This window comes from Roseivirga ehrenbergii (assembly GCF_001593005.1).
Lineage (GTDB): Bacteria > Bacteroidota > Bacteroidia > Cytophagales > Cyclobacteriaceae > Roseivirga > Roseivirga ehrenbergii.
Map to the genome: position 1 here is coordinate 289,990 of NZ_LQZQ01000045.1, position 18,523 is coordinate 308,512.

18 protein-coding genes and 2 tRNA genes are annotated in these 18,523 nt (G+C 39.5%); 15 read left to right on the forward strand and 5 right to left on the reverse strand.

Features of this window, described 5'->3' with window-relative positions:
* A complete protein-coding gene (rpmI, locus tag MB14_RS11550; RefSeq protein WP_053224448.1) occupies nucleotides 1-195 on the forward strand; it encodes a 50S ribosomal protein L35 in 195 nt (64 codons plus the stop codon).
* Nucleotides 196-280: 85 nt separating this feature from the next.
* The gene (gene rplT / locus MB14_RS11555) at nucleotides 281-625 is read left to right on the forward strand and encodes a 50S ribosomal protein L20 (protein WP_053224447.1); all 345 of its coding nucleotides are present in this window, start codon (nucleotides 281-283) and stop codon (nucleotides 623-625) included.
* Nucleotides 626-775: 150 nt separating this feature from the next.
* Here the strand turns inward: rplT and MB14_RS11560 are convergent.
* Nucleotides 776-849: transfer RNA gene (locus MB14_RS11560), tRNA-Met, on the reverse strand.
* A 225-nt stretch (nucleotides 850-1,074) separates the two neighbouring features.
* Here MB14_RS11560 and MB14_RS11565 point away from each other — a divergent pair.
* The 7 genes from MB14_RS11565 (at nucleotide 1,075) to bshB1 (ending at nucleotide 8,615) form a co-directional block, all read left to right on the forward strand.
* Complete coding sequence (locus MB14_RS11565; protein ID WP_062591740.1) at nucleotides 1,075-1,470, forward strand: START-like domain-containing protein; 396 nt, start codon at nucleotides 1,075-1,077, stop codon at nucleotides 1,468-1,470.
* 78 nt (nucleotides 1,471-1,548) lie between these two features.
* Nucleotides 1,549-3,213, forward strand: a complete 1,665-nt coding sequence (locus tag MB14_RS11570; RefSeq protein WP_062591742.1) for an LptF/LptG family permease — start codon at nucleotides 1,549-1,551, stop codon at nucleotides 3,211-3,213.
* A gap of 72 nt (nucleotides 3,214-3,285) precedes the next feature.
* Nucleotides 3,286-3,561 carry a 30S ribosomal protein S15 gene (rpsO, locus tag MB14_RS11575; protein ID WP_062591744.1) on the forward strand — a complete coding sequence of 92 codons (276 nt, stop codon included), beginning with the start codon at nucleotides 3,286-3,288 and terminating at the stop codon, nucleotides 3,559-3,561.
* A 108-nt stretch (nucleotides 3,562-3,669) separates the two neighbouring features.
* Nucleotides 3,670-5,796: a polyribonucleotide nucleotidyltransferase gene (pnp, locus tag MB14_RS11580; protein ID WP_062591746.1), complete on the forward strand. Its 2,127-nt coding sequence runs from the start codon at nucleotides 3,670-3,672 to the stop codon at nucleotides 5,794-5,796.
* Nucleotides 5,797-5,894: 98 nt separating this feature from the next.
* Nucleotides 5,895-6,758: a sigma-70 family RNA polymerase sigma factor gene (locus MB14_RS11585; RefSeq protein WP_053224442.1), complete on the forward strand. Its 864-nt coding sequence runs from the start codon at nucleotides 5,895-5,897 to the stop codon at nucleotides 6,756-6,758.
* A gap of 119 nt (nucleotides 6,759-6,877) precedes the next feature.
* Nucleotides 6,878-7,840, forward strand: a complete 963-nt coding sequence (gene trxB / locus MB14_RS11590; RefSeq protein WP_062591748.1) for a thioredoxin-disulfide reductase — start codon at nucleotides 6,878-6,880, stop codon at nucleotides 7,838-7,840.
* A gap of 58 nt (nucleotides 7,841-7,898) precedes the next feature.
* On the forward strand, nucleotides 7,899-8,615 hold the full coding sequence (bshB1, locus tag MB14_RS11595) for a bacillithiol biosynthesis deacetylase BshB1 (protein WP_062591750.1): 717 nt from the start codon (nucleotides 7,899-7,901) through the stop codon (nucleotides 8,613-8,615).
* A gap of 38 nt (nucleotides 8,616-8,653) precedes the next feature.
* Here the strand turns inward: bshB1 and MB14_RS11600 are convergent, their stop codons facing one another.
* The 3 genes from MB14_RS11600 to pdxH all read right to left on the reverse strand — a co-directional run bounded on the left by MB14_RS11600 (nucleotide 8,654) and on the right by pdxH (nucleotide 10,473).
* A complete protein-coding gene (locus MB14_RS11600) occupies nucleotides 8,654-9,124 on the reverse strand; it encodes a hypothetical protein (RefSeq protein ID WP_132644004.1) in 471 nt (156 codons plus the stop codon).
* 223 nt (nucleotides 9,125-9,347) lie between these two features.
* A complete protein-coding gene (locus tag MB14_RS11605; RefSeq protein ID WP_089082177.1) occupies nucleotides 9,348-9,803 on the reverse strand; it encodes a hypothetical protein in 456 nt (151 codons plus the stop codon).
* Between the two features lie 28 nt (nucleotides 9,804-9,831).
* Nucleotides 9,832-10,473: a pyridoxamine 5'-phosphate oxidase gene (gene pdxH, locus MB14_RS11610; RefSeq protein WP_062591756.1), complete on the reverse strand. Its 642-nt coding sequence runs from the start codon at nucleotides 10,471-10,473 to the stop codon at nucleotides 9,832-9,834.
* Between the two features lie 104 nt (nucleotides 10,474-10,577).
* Here pdxH and MB14_RS11615 point away from each other — a divergent pair, with 104 nt between their 5' ends.
* From MB14_RS11615 to MB14_RS11640, 6 genes are all read left to right on the forward strand, one after another.
* Nucleotides 10,578-11,165: a YqgE/AlgH family protein gene (locus MB14_RS11615; protein ID WP_053224437.1), complete on the forward strand. Its 588-nt coding sequence runs from the start codon at nucleotides 10,578-10,580 to the stop codon at nucleotides 11,163-11,165.
* A gap of 54 nt (nucleotides 11,166-11,219) precedes the next feature.
* Nucleotides 11,220-13,295 (forward strand): DUF349 domain-containing protein, encoded by a 2,076-nt coding sequence (locus MB14_RS11620; protein ID WP_246032582.1) that lies wholly within the window; start codon nucleotides 11,220-11,222, stop codon nucleotides 13,293-13,295.
* 157 nt (nucleotides 13,296-13,452) lie between these two features.
* Nucleotides 13,453-13,525: transfer RNA gene (locus tag MB14_RS11625), tRNA-Thr, on the forward strand.
* Nucleotides 13,526-13,956: 431 nt separating this feature from the next.
* Entirely contained in the window at nucleotides 13,957-14,142 is a 186-nt protein-coding gene (locus MB14_RS11630) for a hypothetical protein (protein WP_062591758.1), read from the forward strand.
* 181 nt (nucleotides 14,143-14,323) lie between these two features.
* The gene (locus MB14_RS11635; RefSeq protein ID WP_062591760.1) at nucleotides 14,324-15,052 is read left to right on the forward strand and encodes a toxin-antitoxin system YwqK family antitoxin; all 729 of its coding nucleotides are present in this window, start codon (nucleotides 14,324-14,326) and stop codon (nucleotides 15,050-15,052) included.
* Nucleotides 15,053-15,090: 38 nt separating this feature from the next.
* Nucleotides 15,091-17,958, forward strand: coding sequence for a CHAT domain-containing protein (locus MB14_RS11640; protein WP_062591762.1), 2,868 nt, complete (start codon nucleotides 15,091-15,093; stop codon nucleotides 17,956-17,958).
* A 133-nt stretch (nucleotides 17,959-18,091) separates the two neighbouring features.
* Here the strand turns inward: MB14_RS11640 and MB14_RS18960 are convergent, their stop codons facing one another.
* Nucleotides 18,092-18,394: a hypothetical protein gene (locus tag MB14_RS18960; protein ID WP_132644003.1), complete on the reverse strand. Its 303-nt coding sequence runs from the start codon at nucleotides 18,392-18,394 to the stop codon at nucleotides 18,092-18,094.
* Nucleotides 18,395-18,523 lie beyond the last annotated feature (129 nt).

Here is an 18,523-nt window from a genome sequence, read left to right on the forward strand (position 1 = left end):
ATGCCTAAAGCAAAAACTAAATCAGGAGCTAAAAAGCGTTTCAAATTGACAGGGTCTGGCAAGATCAAAAGAAAGCATGCTTTCAAAAGCCATATCCTAACCAAGAAAGAAACGAAGCAAAAACGTAATCTTACCGGCACAGGACTTGTTCATAAGTCGGATGAGAATAACGTTAAAGCAATGCTCAACATTTAAGACCCATTAAGGTTATTGTTTCACCAGATGTTTGGTTTTAAGTACTCAGTAAAATGAGGCGCCAAAGGTCAAAAAAATTAAAATTATGCCAAGATCAGTAAACGCGGTAGCGTCAAGAGCAAAAAGGAAAAGAATACTCAAAATGGCCAAGGGCTATTTTGGTAGAAAAAAGAATGTATGGACAGTAGCGAAGAACCAGATAGAGAAAGGTCTTCAGTTTGCATACAGAGATAGAAAAGCAAAGAAAAGAGAGTTTAGAAAACTTTGGATTCAAAGAATCAATGCAGGTGCAAGATTGCACGGGATGTCATACTCTCAGTTGATGGGAGCTATTGGTAAATCAGGCATTGAACTTAACCGTAAGGTTTTAGCTGATTTAGCTATGAATCATCCAGAAGCTTTCAAAGCAGTAGTAGAGAAAGTAAAGTAAGTTAAACTCCGTAAGATATATAGAGTGGAAGACCCCGGCCTAGGCTGGGGTTTTTTATTGTCCAATCTTTAATGGGAATTCAACCTCATGACACTTATTAAGTTTGGATAAAAAATAAAGCCCAGCTCATAAATGAACTGGGCTTTTCTGTAGCGAGGACGGGAGTTGAACCCGTGACCTCAGGGTTATGAATCCTGCGCTCTAACCAACTGAGCTACCTCGCCTTCAAAATCGGAGTGCAAACATACGAATTAGAGTAAAGAAAATGCAATAGGAATTGAAGAATTTTACGCAACTTTATTCAAAGGTTTTAGAGTGCTAAAAAACGAGTGATTTAACAACCCAAAAGTGAGGTAAATTAATGCTCAACCTACTTAATTTCCTTTGTCGACTTTTTAGTTTGTGGTATTCCTTTATTAGTTCTATATTATCGAAATAAGTTTTTCAATATGTCAAAGAATAAGTTTGTAACAGAGTTTGAAGTGAATGCCTCTCAAAAGATACTTTTTCCGTATTTGAGTACGGCAAGCGGGTTGGCACAATGGTTTGCTGAAGATGTAAATATCAATGAAGATAAAGTCTATAGCTTTTTGTGGGATGGAGAAGAGTTTAAAGCGACTAAGGCCTCTCAAAAAACAAACCACTTTGTTAAATTCGAATTCCTTCCAGAAACCGAAGAAGATGAAGAAGATCCTTCATATATAGAACTAAGGCTGATGATTGGAGAATTAACCCAGTCTGTATTTATTCAGATCACTGATTATTCAGATATTGACGATCCAGAAGAGCAGCAAGACCTTTGGGAAAATACTGTCCATAACTTGAAAGAGATTATTGGAGGCTAACCCAGTAGGTTTGTTTGGGTATTTGCTTTTGGTTCTGCAAGGCATGATCTTTGTGAGCAAGGCCTGAGATCGCGAAGAATGAAGAAGATTGATAAATTGGTGTTTGGCTCGTTCATTGGGCCCTTTTTACTTACTCTAATTGTTGTAGATTTTATTCTGCTCTTAGTAACTCTGCTCAAGTATTTCGATAAGATCATGGGTAAGGGTTTAGAGTTCTCTGTTTTTGCAGAACTCATCGCATATTTTTCAATATCTGCTTCGCCCGATGCTTTTCCTTTAGCTGTGCTCCTTAGCGCTATTATGACCTTTGGTAATTTAGGAGAACACTCAGAGCTGACAGCTGTCAAGAGTTCCGGGATATCTTTGGTTAGATCTTTAGCATCCATTTTCGTTTTTGTACTCTTCCTTACCGGCTTTACGTATTATTTCAATACCCAGCTTGTTCCTAAAATCAACCTTAAGACTTACAGCCTTCTTTGGGATATGCGTTCTAAAAAACCTGCTTTAGACATACGAGAAGGAGTTTTTTATAATGGAATTCCAGGCTACAGTATTAAGGTGAACAAGAAAATTGATGATGAACGCTTGCTCGATATCATTATTTATGACCATACAAACCGGAGTAAAAGAGGGAATAAGGAAGTGATTTTGGCAGATTCTGGCCGCATGTACACTTTTATGAATCAAAGGTACTTGGCCTTAGAACTCTATAATGGAATCAAATATGATGAAGGGAGTAATGATAAATACGACCAAAAAATTGATGGAGGCCAGTTCGTAAGAAACCGCTTTGAAAAAAGTATTATAAGGTTCGATCTTTCCTCATTTGATATGGGTGAAACCGATCAGAATGCTTTTAGCAGAAGTCGACTGGTGCAAACAAGAGATGATTTGAAGGTTGGAATTGACTCTATGAGTTTGGACATCTTAAGGAGTAAAAAAACGCTTTTTAGGCAAGTGGGAGCTAAGTTTTCGTACCATATTCTCAGGGATGTAGAAACCCCAAGTCAAATAGAAAAGGAACTTAGTTTTTATGACTCTCTTCGAACTGCGAGAAAAAAGGTTGTAGCTGAAAATGTGGATGTTGACACAGGTTTGTCGGAAGTAGAAGACTTGAACTCAAGGGATATTCCAGTGGATGATCTTCCAGAAGTTGCCTTTATGAGAACTCCTGCTCCCCCGAGTGTAGAGAAAAAAACTGAAGTTAAAGGAAGGGCAATGTCAGATGATGAAGTAATTATGGCAGTTGAGGCTTTTTATAATACTCGGGCAAAAAAAATGAATGTCTATGCAACAGCACTCAACAGTGCGAGGGGGAGTAATGCTACTATCAATGCTAATATTAGCACATTGGCAACCGTTCAGAGAGATAAGAACAAGTTTAGGGTTACTAGAACGCAACAAATTTCAAGGTCTTTTGCCTGTTTGGTAATGTTCTTAATTGGAGCCCCAATAGGTGCTATTATTAAAAAAGGAGGCCTTGGCTTACCAGTTATCATCTCAGTAGTTTTCTTTTTAATCTATTATACTTTAAATACTCTCGGAGATAAATGGGGTAAACAGGGAGTTGTAGATCCCTTGTTTGCCATGTGGTTGTCTAATATTATTCTTTTGCCGTTTGGTTTTTTCTTTTTGCGTCAAGCCAGTAAAGATGCCCGTTTATTCGAAGCCGATTTTTATGCGGTATGGATAGAGAAAGCAAAGAAATTCTTCTCAAGGAAGAAGGAATTAAAAACGGCCTAACTTGTTTACTAGTCGCATATAAATTATCTTTGCGGCTGTTTTTAAATTTTAATTATCAAATTTTAGCTAAGCATGTATTTATCAAGCGAAAAGAAAGTTGAGTTGTTTGAGAATCATGGTCGGTTAAAGGCAAAAAATGACACAGGATCTCCTGAGTCTCAAATTGCACTTTTTACCTACCGTATCAATCACCTTACAGACCATTTGAAGAGCAACAGAAAAGATCACTCTTCAAGAACTGGACTACTTAAACTAGTAGGTAAAAGAAGAAGATTGTTGGATTATCTTATCAAAGTTGATATTGAGAGATATAGAGCAATCATTGCTGAATTGAACTTACGTAAGTAATACAAGTAATTTAAAGAAGGGAGTTCAATGTGGATTCCCTTCTTTACTTATTCGCATACTGCTGGTTGTTTTTGATCTCCCCGCGCTGTACTACACAAAAAATATTTTATGCTGAATGTAATAACTAAAACCATCAAAATGCCTGATGGTCAAATCATAACGATTGAAACGGGTAAGCTAGCGAAACAAGCCGATGGTTCGGCTGTAGTAAGAATGGGTGACACCATGTTACTCGCCACAGTAGTATCTGCTCAAGATGCTAAAGAAAATGTCGACTTTCTTCCTCTCTCTGTCGACTATCAAGAAAAATTTGCTTCTGCAGGAAAAATTCCTGGAGGATTTTTGAAAAGAGAAGGTAGATTATCAGACCATGAAGTATTGATTTGCCGTTTGGTAGATAGAGCGCTTCGTCCTCTTTTTCCAGATGATTACCATGCCGACACACAGGTAATGATCTCAATGATCTCTTATGATAAAGATGTACAGCCTGATGCACTTGCTGCACTTGCTGCTTCTGCTGCTCTATCTGTTTCTGATATTCCTTTCAACGGACCTATTTCTGAAATTAGAGTGGTAAAACACGAAGGTCAGTTTAAGCTAAACCCAAGCAAAGAAGTTGCTGAAGCATCTGAGCTTGAGATTATCGTAGCTGCCGATATCAATAATATTATGATGGTAGAAGGTGAAATGAGCGAAGTCTCAGAAGCCGATATGCTTGAAGCAATGAAAATTGCTCACGATGCCATTAAAATCCAATGCCAAGCTCAAATCGAATTAGCTGTTGAAGCTGGTAAAACAGAAAAGCGTGAATATTCTCATGAAAACAATGATGAAGCGCTTTACGAAAAAATGAAGTCTGAGCTTTATGACAAGCTTTACGCTTCAGTAGCAAAACAAACTGCTGATAAGTCAATTAGAAGTAATGATGTAAAAGAAATCAAGACAGAGTGGGTGGACGCTCTTCCTGAAGATCATGAGTATGATTCATTCTTGATTGGCCAATACTTCAAAAAAATACATAAGGCTGCTGCTAGAAACTTCGTTTTAGATTCGAGCAAAAGACTTGACGGTAGAGAATTCAATGAAATCAGACAAATTTGGTCTGAGGTAGATTATTTACCTTCTGCTCACGGTTCCGCAGTATTCACCAGAGGTGAAACTCAATCTTTGACTTCTTGTACATTAGGTACCAAGTTAGATGAGCAAATGATTGATGGTGCTACAGAGCACGGTACAAACAAATTTATTCTACACTATAACTTCCCTGGTTTCTCAACTGGTGAAGTAAGACCAAACAGAGGTCCTGGTAGAAGAGAAGTAGGGCACGGTAACCTTGCAATGCGTGCATTGAAAAAAGTATTACCTCCTGCGGATAAGAATCCTTACACCATTCGTTTAGTATCAGATATTCTTGAATCAAATGGTTCGTCTTCAATGGCAACTGTTTGTGCAGGTTCATTGTCATTAATGGATACAGGTGTTAAGATTTCTGGTCCGGTTTCAGGTATTGCTATGGGTATGATCTCTGATGCTGAAACAGGAAAATATGCTATTCTTTCTGATATTTTGGGTGATGAAGATCACTTAGGAGATATGGACTTTAAGGTAACTGGTACTGAAAAGGGAATCACTGCTTGTCAAATGGACATTAAAGTAGATGGACTTTCATACGAAGTACTAGAGAAAGCCTTGAACCAAGCAAGAGAAGGTAGACTTCATATTCTTAACGAAATGAAGAAAACCATAAGCGAACCAAGAGAAGACTACAAAGCTCATGTTCCTAGAAGTGAGAAAGTAATTATCGCAAAAGACCAGATCGGAGCGATTATCGGGCCAGGCGGTAAAGTGGTTCAAGAAATTCAAAAAGAAACAGGAGCAACCGTTATTATTGAAGAAGAAGCTAACAACGGTGTGGTAACAGTTTTTGCTGATAGCAAGGAAGTTATGAATGCTGCTTTGGCTAGAATTAAGGCAATTGTTGCTATTCCAGAGGTGGGTGAAACTTACGAAGGTAAGGTGAAATCAATCATGCCTTTTGGTGCCTTTGTTGAGTTTATGCCAGGAAAAGATGGTTTACTTCATATTTCTGAAATTAAATGGGAACGCGTTGAGAAGATGGACGGTTTAATGGAAGTAGGAGAAGAAATTACCGTTAAACTTGTAGAGGTTGATAAGAAAACAGGAAAGTATAGATTGTCTAGAAAGGCACTTCTACCAAAGCCTGCAAAAGATTAATTAACTAAAGCAGAATAAAGGCGTTAATAATAGAGGAACTTTTCATAGATTCCGTGATGTTTAGTTCCTTGTCACAGTTTTAAATCACAATTAATTGAATGAGACAGCTTAAGATTAGTAAGCAGATAACGAATAGAGAGTCTCAATCTCTAGATAAATACTTACAGGAAATCGGTAAGGTAGATCTTTTGACTCCCGATGAGGAAGTAACACTTGCTCAAAGAATTCGTGAGGGAGATCAATTGGCGTTGGAGAAGCTTACTAAGGCAAACCTAAGGTTTGTGGTTTCGGTAGCAAAACAATATCAGAACCAGGGCCTTTCTTTGGGCGATTTAATCAACGAGGGTAACCTTGGTTTGATTAAAGCAGCACAGAGGTTTGATGAAACCAGAGGTTTTAAGTTTATTTCTTATGCCGTTTGGTGGATTCGTCAATCTATTCTTCAGGCACTTGCCGAACAATCTAGAATTGTAAGGTTGCCTTTGAACAGAGTAGGTTCTTTAAATAAAATCTCAAAAACTTTTTCGGAGTTAGAACAAAAATTCGAACGTGAACCATCTCCAGATGAGCTTGCGGAAGTATTGGAGGTAACTACCAACGAAATCGTTGACACCATGAAAATTTCTGGCCGTCACGTATCAATGGATGCTCCATTTGTTCAAGGTGAAGAAAATAGTCTTTTGGACGTTCTCGAGAATGACATGGATGAAAAGCCAGATACTGGTTTGATGAATGATTCATTAAGAAGAGAAGTTCAAAGAGCGCTTTCAACACTTACTCAAAGAGAAGCTGATGTTATTTCTTTATACTTTGGTTTGAATGGTGAGCACTCAATGACCCTTGAGGAAATTGGTGAGAAATTCAATTTAACTAGAGAAAGAGTTCGTCAGATCAAAGAAAAAGCAATCAGAAGATTAAGACATACGTCACGAAGCAAAGCTTTGAAACCTTATTTGGGTTAAGTAGAACATACATTATTTTAAAGGTCTCTTGAGAAGGAGACCTTTTTTATTTGGACTAGGGAACAAGGATTGCCCAAGTGCTGTTAATCGTTTAGTTTTGAAAATCAAGCAACAAAAAAATGACTGAAGAAAAAGTAAAAGTATTAATCATTGGTTCGGGTCCTGCAGGTTATACTGCAGCCATTTATGCTTCTAGAGCAGGTTTAAACCCAGTTTTATACACGGGTGGCGAACCGGGCGGCCAACTTACCACTACAAACGATGTGGAGAATTATCCTGGTTACCCAGAAGGAGTGAATGGCCCTCAAATGATGATCGATTTTCAAAAACAGGCAGAAAGATTCAATACCGATGTCCGTTATGGTTTAGCTACAAAAGTTGATTTTTCTGGCTACCCTCATAAAGTTTGGATCGATGAAGGCAAACATTTGATAACTGCTGATGCTGTAATTATAGCTACAGGTGCTACTGCAAAATACTTAGGCTTAGAATCAGAAAAAACTTATGCCAATAAAGGCGTGTCTGCCTGCGCAGTATGCGATGGGTTTTTCTACAAAGGAATGGATGTAGCTGTTGTTGGAGCGGGTGATACTGCTGCCGAAGAAGCTACTTACTTGGCCAATATTTGCCCGAAAGTGCACCTTTTTGTAAGAAGAGACGAAATGAGAGCGTCTAAAATCATGCAGAAGCGTGTATTGAATACTAAAAACATTGAAGTACACTGGAATACCGAAGCAGAAGAAGTTTTGGGCGATGATACTGGTGTAACAGGTGTAAGGGTAGTAAATAACCAAACTGGAGAAAAGAAAGAGATTGATATCAAAGGTTTCTTTGTGGCCATTGGTCATAAGCCAAACACCGATATTTTTAAAGGCTTCCTTGATATGGACGAAACAGGTTACTTGAAAGTGATTCCTGGAACTTCTAAAACCAATATTGAAGGTGTATTCGCTACTGGCGATGCTGCGGACAGAGTGTATCGTCAAGCTGTAACTGCTGCTGGTACTGGTTGTATGGGAGCTTTAGATGCGGAGCGATTCTTGACTGCGAAAGAAGAAGAGCTGGAAGAGGCAAAAGGATAAAAATGAATTGATAAAGAGGGTTTGAGTTTGGTCAATCCCTCTTATTATTTTAAAGATTATGAAGTTAGATATTCTTGCCCTCGCTGCCCACCCTGATGATGTTGAACTTTCATGTTCTGGCACATTACTTAAAGCAATTCTTAACGGTAAAAAAGCAGGCATTGTAGATTTTACCAGAGGTGAATTGGGAACACGTGGTACACCGGAAATAAGGCAACAAGAGGCAAATAAATCGGCTGAGATTTTAGGTTTGAGTGCAAGAGAAAATTTAGGCTTTCGCGATGGTTTCTTTAAAAATGATGAAGAACACCAGCTAGAAGTGATTAAAATGATCAGGAAGTATCAACCAGAAATCGTTTTGGCCAATGCTTTTGATGATAGACATTCAGATCACGGAAGAGCGTCTCAATTATCTAAAGAAGCTTGTTTTCTTTCTGGTTTGAAGAATATTAAAACAGAAATAGATGGTGTAGAACAGGCTGCGTGGCGCCCAAAAGTGGTATATCACTATATTCAAAGCATTCCGACACAACCAGATTTTGTAGTCGATGTTTCAGAAGTTTGGGAAAAGAAGATTGCTTCAATCAGGGCCTTTGCTTCACAATTCTTCGATCCGAATAGCAACGAAGCTAATACCTACATTTCTTCTCCCGAATTTATGAAGATGGTAGAAGCCAGGGCCATCCATTATGGTCATGAAATTGGAGTGCAATACGGTGAAGGCTTCAATGTGGAGCGAATGACAGGAGTGGGAGACGTTTTTGACTTGCTTTAGGAACTACTAAAACACCCTCATTACTCAATGAAATACTATTAATTTGACCGAAACGGCCTGATTTGATCAAAGAACTCATCTCTGTTCTTGTCTTTTTTTATCAAGTAAACACTAATGATAGATGTCTTATGCTCCGTGGCTTCGTCATTATCATTGAGCCACTTTAATGTGTATTTAAAGTCCTTTTCAAAATAGAAATCACATTCGATTAACTTTTTGTTGTGCTTCACATCAGCGCATCCAACGCGAAATTTATCTTCCCACGGCACATCATAGTATCGGGTTTCTAATTGGCCTAAATCTTTGTCTTTTTTTACAATAGTAAAAGAGTTGACGGTGATGGATTGACTTACTAAACTCTCATTTTCAAACATGTCTTTTATAAGCCGCTGACCTTTGGTTTGATTTAAAAGCTTTTGGATTTGAGGATAGCTGCTTGATTGCGCTTTTGATACCCCGCTAAAAGAGAGCAGGAGGATGCAGCATACATAAAGGATGTTTCGGTTCATAATCATTAGGTTAAGAGTAAATTGATTAATCCAGGAAACCTCCCCAATAAATGCGCTACTACATAGCGGTGATAATCTTTAAAATAAAGATGAGTAGAAACTTTGGAATAAAAATCGTTGAGGGTAAGATTATTTACGATCAAGTATTCTTGTTTGATTGTAACTCGGTTTAGAGTTCACGGACATTGAATCAAAGGGAATGGAGTTCTGTACTCAATTGGAATCAGCCCTCATATTGGTAGACTTTTTTGACGATTCCATTCTCAAATTCAATAAAGAGAAAACTAGGATCAATATTGAGTAAACCTGGAAGAACTCCTAACCCATAGGCAAGGCTGTCTTCATTATTCAAATAGTATTTATCGCCTAGAATGGTAATGACCTCTTCTTTCGTTTTACCAACGAGCATTTCGCTTTCGATAATGTTTTTCGACATCTTAAAACGCTCTTCTGTATTTGATTGCCAAATTTCTTGATTGAAATCTATTGTTGAATAATAGGAAATGGAAAATACCCAAAGCGTTATAATTACTACATAAATAAGTGGGCTAAGCACTATCGTTGGTAATACGGCTATGTACTTCCTATTTTTATCGTTTCCAAGCTTTAATCTTCTTAAAGACCACTGACATACCATGTAAATAGGTATTGAAAGGATGAGAATGAATAGAAAAGCCATATAACTCATTTTACTTAATAAAGGGTAATCAAGGCGCCATTCTAAAAGTAGACCAGTCTTCATTCTCTAATTTCTGGTACATAATTCTATCATGAAGTCTGCTTTGGCGTCCTTGCCAAAACTCGAAAGTTTCTGGAACAATACGGTAGCCACCCCAAAAATCAGGTAAAGGTATTTTCCCCTCCATAAATTTGGCTTTCATTTCCTGAAGCTTCATTTCTAAAATACTTCTCGACTTAATCACCTGACTTTGGTGAGAAACCCAAGCACCTAACTGGCTGCCATGCGGGCGTGAAGTGAAATAAGCCAAAGATTCCATTTTAGTAACTTTTTCAATTCTTCCCGTAATAGCCACTTGTCTTTCGAGCGCATACCATGGGAAAAGAATCGAAACTTGAGGGTTCGCATCAATCTGCTGGGCCTTTCTACTTTTGTAATTGGTGTAAAAAACAACCCCAGTATCGTCTAAAGCTTTCATTAAAACTGTTCGCTGAAACGGTTTACCGCCCTCGGCCACAGTGCTCAATACAAAGGCGTTAGGTTCTAAAACCTCACTTTTGATTGCTTCATCAAACCATTTTCTGAATTGGGTAAACGGTGACGGGGCAACGGTGTCTAAATCCAAACTGGCTTTGGTATATTCCTGTCTTAAATCAGCAATGTTAGTCATAGAAAAAAGCTTCTGTTCTTACAAATATAACAGCCTAATGACGAATCTTTGTTTTCTAAATTAGGCATTCCAAAATTCGTTCTATAAATTCAAAACTCACAGCAATGAGATTAGAATACGATAAAAATATTCCCGACCCACAAAACGGAGACCTTCTGATTTCCGAACCTTTTTTGCATGACCCCAACTTTGACCGCACGGTAATTTTGGTGTGTGAAAACGGAGAAGAAGGTACCTTTGGCTTGGTGGTCAATAAAATGACAGACTTGCTTTTGGATGAAGTAATGAACGAAAGTTTTGATCTAAACGGTTTTAATGGCCGGCTGAACCTTGGTGGGCCGGTAGAACAAAACACGCTGCATTATATTCACAGAATTCAAACCCCAGTTGAAGGAGCGATAGAAATAGGAGAGGGCTTGTACTGGTCGGGTAATTACGAGCAAATAAAAGCGATGATCTCTAATGGAGAGGTTGCTGAAAATGAGATTAAGTTTTTTCTGGGCTATTCGGGGTGGTCAGAAGGACAACTGAGAAAAGAGTTGGACAGCCAATCTTGGTTTGTGAAGCCAAAAGCTACTGCCCGCCAAATTTTTGATCTGAATGAAGACGAACTTTGGAAGTCTATTCTGAAAGAAATGGGCGGAAAGTATAAAGTGTTCTCAAATTACCCCGCAGACCCGCGTTTGAATTAATAGTTTTGTTAACTTTGGTTTGTTACGGAGCGACCCTGAGGTCGATTAGAATTTATGAGTGAAGAAAAGAGTATGCAGACAGGTGATCAGAATATCGAAAATTCGAAAACTGATAAGAATACCGAAAATTTAGAAACCCCTCAAACGGAAGCAGTTTCTGAAACAGTAGAGGAAGGTGCTGCCGCATCAGCCACTGAAGTTAAACCTGAGGTTGATGTTCCTCAAGAAGAAACTAAGGTTGAAGAACAACCTGTCGTTGAAGCTAAGGAAGAAGTGTCTGCTGACACTGAAGTAACTCCAACCGAAAATGTAGAGGAAGTTTCCACGCTAAAGGTTGAATCTGAAGACACTGAATCGGCCTCGGAAGAATCTGATGAGGTGGATGCGGAGGAAGATAACGACCATGATGATGAAGAAGATCATCAAATAATTGATTATTCGAATCATACTAGAGAACAGCTGGCCGAGGTGATTGAAGAATTAACTTCTGAAACCAACTTCAAAAAGATTGACGCAATTCTTGCTCAAATTGAGCCATTGTTTCAAGAAACAGAAGATGCTGCTCGTCAGGAAGCACTAGATAAATTCATTGCTGATGGTGGTGAAGAGGCCGATTTTGAATACCGCCACGATAAATTATATAATCGCTTTGATGCTTCTTTGCGCCTAATCAAGGATAAAAAGCATAACTACTATAAGGAACGCGAAGCCACAAAAGAGAAAAATTACCAAAAGAAGACTGAGCTTTTAGACAAACTTCGAGAATTGGTAGACGAAGAAGCGACTACCAGCTTGAATCCAATTAAGGAAATTCAGGAAGAATGGAAAAAAATAGGGCAGGTACCAAATCAGCATAACCGCACACTTTGGGCCAATTACAATGCGCTTATTGACAGGTTCTACAATAACCGTCATATCCTTTTTGAACTTAAAGAATTAGATAGAAAGAAAAACCAAGAGGCCAAGACTGAGCTTTGTGTAAAAGCTGAAGCGCTTGATCAAATGGATAACCTTAAGGAAGCGATCATTCAATTGAACGAATTTCATGAGGAGTACAAAAACATTGGCCCTGTACCAAAAGAGGTGCAAGAAGAACTTTGGCAGCGTTTTAAAGCTGCTTCTGACAAGGTTTACCATAAGCGTAAAGAATATTTAGACAGCCTGAAAGGGGAGCTAAATGAGAACCTAGAGAAGAAGAAAGTGTTGGCAGCTGAGTTGAAAACCTTTACAGAGTTTGATTCAGACCGTATTAATAAATGGAATGCCAAGACCAAAGAAATTCTGGCTTTACAGAAAAAATGGGATGCTATTGGTGGTTTGCCACGAGAGCACGCCAAAGAAGTGAACAAGCTTTTCTGGACAGACTTTAAAAAATTCTTCAGTAACAAAAATGATTTCTTTAAGAAGTTGGAAGGCATGCGCCAAGAAAACTTAGAGAAGAAAGAAGCTTTGATACAGAAGGCTATTGAGTTGCAAGAAAGCACTGATTGGGATTCAACTGCCAATAAGTTAAAGGCGCTTCAACAACAATGGAGAGATATTGGGCCAGTTCCGGAAAAGGTAAGAAACTCAATTTACGAGAGATTTAAAGCGGCTTGCGATGCTTTCTTTAATAACAGAAGAGCAAACCTAAGTAAAGCAGATGCTGAGTATGCAGAGAACCTAAAGAAAAAGGAAGCTATTATTCAGTCTATTTTAGATGCAGCGGCTAAAGGTACAGGCTCCGAAAAAGAAATGGATGAATTCTTAGCCCAATGGCAAGCCATAGGCTTTGTGCCGAGAGGTGCTATGAAGTCTATTGAACAAAAATATTCTGAGGCACTTGCTAAGTACGTGAAAGGACTTGATGTAGAAGGGCAGGAAGAAGAGCAGTTGATGATTAAGGTTGAGCTGGGTGGCTTGCAAAATGGCCCGAATGCCGATCGAAAACTGAACAAGAAAGAAGGAGATTTGCGTAGACAAATTCAAGAGATTGAAAATAACATCGCACTTTGGAATAACAACCTTTCATTCTTTGCCAATTCTAAAACTGCCGATAAATTGAAGGCAGAATTTGATGAAAAAATAGAGAAGGCAAAAGAAGAAATGGACCATCTGAAGAAGCAATTGAGAATGGTGCGCAGCATGTAATTTTGGCCTCTGAAATTAATTTTGAAAAATTTCAGTTTCACTTTTGCATTATAAAAACAGAGGCCTATATTTGCACTCGCTTTGAACGAAAAGCATCTCGGAACCTCCTTAGAAATCGCTAGTTTACTAGTGTTTGAGTACCGAAAAAAAGAGTATTGCCTCCTTAGCTCAGCTGGTAGAGCAACTGACTTGTAATCAGTAGGTCATTGGTTCGATCCCGATAGGAGGCTCAAAAAGGACAAGCGTTAAGCTTGTCCTTTTTTATTTTAGTGTCATTGGTTCCCCCGAAGTTTCGGGGCCGATAGGAGGCTCAAAAGAGTGGTCACGTCCTGAAATAGGTTGACACAATTAATTAATAACTGTCAACTTAAATCAGGACGAGACAGTCGCAGAAATGTGACTCTTTTTTTATGCCCAAAGGTGTATAAGGTCATTGGCTCCTCCTAAACTTCGGAGCTGATAGGAGGCTCATTAAAGTTAGTCATAACAACTAGTTTTTCTAGAGTATTGATTCTCCAAAATTTCACTGTTACTCATTATGAAAAAGTAGTATTTTAAATAACTCAGAGCCTCTTAAAATAACTTTTAAACTAATAGTACATAGGTAGTGTTCCACAACCACAATGTGGCTAGCTTTAAATATTCACTGAGAACCTATCAAATGCAAATAACAAGAAGTTGGAGAGAGCAAAGAGTAATGCTTAAAAGTAGATTTTCTGTGCTAAGCGATGCAGACTTCGAATTTGAGGATGGACAAAAAGAAAGTATGATGGAAAAACTTTCTGTGAAACTCAAAAAAACGAGGTCAGAACTTGAATTGCTTTTTGCTGAACTACAAACTTATTAATTAGATCCCCCAAAATACACGTATTCCTTTAATCACTTTCTAGGAATTAACAGATTACAGTCAAGCCTGTTTCCGTTAATTGATTTCCAAATCATCTGACATTTTACGTCAATTGCCCTATTGAACCTGCCTGTGTAGCTGAATAGCTTTGTTGAATCCAACAAACAACGTAAGGTTCACCATGAAAAGAATACAGCTCACAATTATAATTGCTTTCATTCACTTTAACCTTTTCGCTCAAAACAGTACTGAGTGTGTGAAAGGCGACTGCCAGAATGGTTATTCATTTTCCAAGCTTTTAGGAGCCGATGGCAAAGATTATGGCTATCAGGTAGGTTTCTACGAAAACGGAAAACTCAATGGTATCGCTAATCAGACAGGTGATTTTGGTAAGTTTTGGGGCACTTTTAAAGATGGAAAAAGGCACGGGTTCTTCAGTTATGAAAGTGATGGAAACCTGTATGCCTTTGGTCAATATATAGAAGGGAAGAAGGAGGGACTGCACGTGGTCAGAACTAAGGCGGGTTATGAGTTTAAAGACTATAAAAACGATGTTCACGTGAGTAATAGCCCTTTACCAACAACTGGCACCGCACCTTGTGTTATGGGAAATTGCGCTAACGGAAAAGGAGTTTCAATCAACGGAAATGATGCGGTGTATAGCACTTGGAAAAACGGGAAAATGGATGGAATGACCATGCAATTTCTAATGTCTGAAAGTAAAATCATTTTTGCGGAATACAGCGAAGGGATAGTAAATGGAGTTCAAATGACTTGGTATTTCGACCAAACCGCGGAAATCGTTCAAATGAAGAACGGCCTGAAGCACGGAAATTTATTGAAAAGAAATACGGACAACAAGCACGAGGCGGCAACCTACATGGACGGTGCTCAATTAAAGTCATTCTAAGGTCTCGCGTTATTTACAAAGCTTAAAATTCACTCACTATGAAAAGATATTTCACATCCATCGCCCTTATTTTATTTTGCCAATTGGCTAATGCTCAGGTAAGTGTTCCGCCTGCACAGATAGAAGCTCACCCTAGTTACGCGGCCTTTCAACAAGCCAAGCAGTCAAAAAATATCAGTGCTAAACTCAATGCTGCAATCGATCTGTTAGAGGTTTACCCTGAAAACTCTCAAGCCTTTATTTTGGCTTCTACAGCCCTTTATGATAATAGTAAGCCCACCAATGCAGTCTATTTGGCCCAATGGTCGGTGGCTTATAACAGCTACGATATTGCCAATAGCTATTACGGGTTTATTTACGCTGTTTTTGCAGATCAGCCAATAGAGGCAGAACGATTTTTAAGGAATATGCAAGCGATGGGGGCGGACGCTACGACCATGCAAAGGAATTACGAAAACCTAAGTGCTTATGTAAACTCCCTTTCAAATTATCCTCAATTAACCAATTCGGTGCAAAGGGCCAGGGCTGCACTAACAAACTTTAGCCAAGAAAGTGTGGCAAGGGCCAAAGCTACTTTCGAAAATTTGGCTTCTAGTCTTGGGGCGAGTTACGAGGGTATAGCGAAGAATGAAATTGCGGATAAAACCTTGGCCGATTGGATAGCTGCTGAAGCTGCAGTGAAAGAGGGATTGATTTCCAGGTCATTATATGCAGATGCATTTGTGAGTATTGCCAGTATGGCCGAAAAAGTGAATTTTACTTTCGGGCAAAAGTTAGAACCGCATTTAGAAAAGATCGTTTTCGATCAGGCCAACTATAGTATTGCTTCGCGCTACCGTGCATATGTAAAGTTAGCTAGTCTTCAAGCATCTTTAAAGCGTTGGGATAAAGTTGAGTCTGCCAGCAACCTAATGCTGACCGACTTGAAAGGCAACATTCCTTCTAACGCAGTACTGGCCAAAATTTACTTTTACCTTACTATGTCGCTTACCGAGCAGCGAAAGCTTGCAGACGCTTCGGGAATGGCCGATGCCTATGTGAATATGTTACCGAAGCTAAAATCGCCAGAGTATTTGGCCGAGGCTTATTATGTAATCTTAAGAGCCTATGCTTTCAATAAGGAAGTGGAAAAGGGTAAGGCCATCGTTCAGCGTGCCGAAAGTTTCCTTAAAATTCCAGGGGTCGACAAATACGACTATGTCAATTTTGCGAAAAACGGGATTTCTACCACGGCCAATATTCTCGGAGGAGAAGGAGGCGCGGAACTTACAGGCGATCCTTATAATGATGGTGTTCGCTTGATGGACGCTAAACAATATGCCGAAGCAGTTGTGCAGTTTGAAAAGGCCAGAGCAGAAGAAATTGCTGCTTTGGAAAAGTTAGATCCTTTGGCGCAACGTGGTTACCTCGATAAATTCCAGCGTATCAACGGATTTTTGGCTTCTACCTATTACGAAACCAAGCAGTTCGATAAAATCTATGACATGATTGAATCCAACCGATCTTATTCACTTTTGAATGATAAAAGGAGTGAGAAGAAACAACTCAGTTTAAAGGAACTTCAGGCTATTCTGGGGGGAAAAGAAGCCTACCTTTCTTTTATCGATGTCTCTAAAGGCACCACTTACGAAGGCACCTACTTAATGTGTTTGGTGACCAAGAATGAAGTGTATACCCGATACAACAGATCGGCTGGTGCGTTTGTGGATTTATTAGAGAGTGACCCCGAACTGATTGTTTTAGAGAAGGAACTGGCACAACAAGAGTTTAGAAGTCCGAACCTAGATTATTTAACGGGCGAGAAAACCCGCAAACCCAATATGTTTGCACCGGGCGAATTTAAACTAATGACCCAGTATTTACGCAAGCATATGGAAGCCAAAGTGGTGGATGGCCAGTATGTGTTCTTCCAGAAAGAGAAAATGCCTGACTTATTGAAACGCTTCCACATTACGTTTATCGATGGTTTGGAAGAAAAACTGCAAGGCATTACCAAGCTCACCATCAGCCCAGAAGGCTTAATCAGTACTATTCCTTTCGATGCGCTAATCGACATTAACGGACGCTATTTGGCGGAACGCTTTGAAATTGGTTACATTCCAAATGCTGCATTACTTGCTACTTTGAGAAGTCAACCGAAAAAGAGCTATGAGAAAAGCGTATTGGGCTTTGGTGGCGCAACTTACGCTAACTACACCGCTGCTAAGGCACCTTTAAACTCATTGGGCGATTTGGAAAAACTACGATACCGTGTGCGCGAAGATTTGCAAAAAAACCAACCGCTAGATTATGCTTTTGCCACTTTTCAAGGAGAGGAGCCTATGGCATATTTGCAGGGAGGAAGAAAAGAGGTAATGGTGATTAACGACCTTATTCCAAATGGAGAAACCCGCTTAGACGATATGATGACTGAGCAGGAGCTGAAACGCATGAGTAAGGCGAATGAATTAGGCAGGTTCAAGGCTGTGCACCTGTCGAGTCATGCCAGCGTACACCCTTATGTTTTTGATTTAAGTTCCATTGCCATGACGGTAAAACCAACCCCAGTAAATGGAGAGGACGGAATGCTCGTGGTGGGTGAATTAGAAAAACTGAATTTGCCTGTTGATTTTGTAATGCTCAGTGCCTGCCAAACTGCGCTAGGAGTAGAGTCGCCAGGGGATGGGATCAAAGGCTTGAATCAGGCCTTATTCAATGCGGGTGTAAACAGTAGTCTTACTTCTTTATGGAGTGTAAGTGATATAGGTACCATGTATTTAAGTGTAGAGCTTTATCGCAGAATGTTCAATCAAAAAATGGCCACCACAGCCGCTTTGGCCGAAGTAAAACGTAATTTCATTACAGGTGAATACGGAGATCAAACCCACCCGTACTTCTGGGCACCATTTATTTATACAGGGTATTGAAGTTGGTTTAGGGTTTAACATTTAAGGATTTGCCGTGGGCTTATAGCTCACGGCTTTTTTGATTTGGGTCATTGCGAACCTGCTGCACTTCCTCGGAGTGATGGTGTTTACGTGAAGCAATCTCACTGTCTCGTTAAGCAGTCTCAATTTCATATTGCATAAGCTGCTTGCTAGAGACTGCTTCGTTACAGCCCATTGCTATCGCATGGTCTGCTTCTGCGCCAACGCTGAAGCTAAGGCGTAAGCGTTCGCAGTGACGCTCCGATTGGGCATTTGTGGTGATTTGCATTAAATAATAATGTGTGATTGAGACTGTTGTTAACCGCACATATCTGCGTTCACCGTCATTGCGAACTTGCTGTACTTCTTCGGAGTGATGGTGTTTACGTGAAGCAATCTCACTGTCTCGTGAAGCAATCTCAATTTCATATTGCATAAGCTGCTTGCTAGAGACTGCTTCGTTACAGTCCGTTGCTATCGCATGGCCTGATTCTGCGCCAACGCTGAAGCTAAGGCGTAAGCGTTCGCAGTGACGCTCCGATTGGGTGTTTGTGGTGATTTGGAT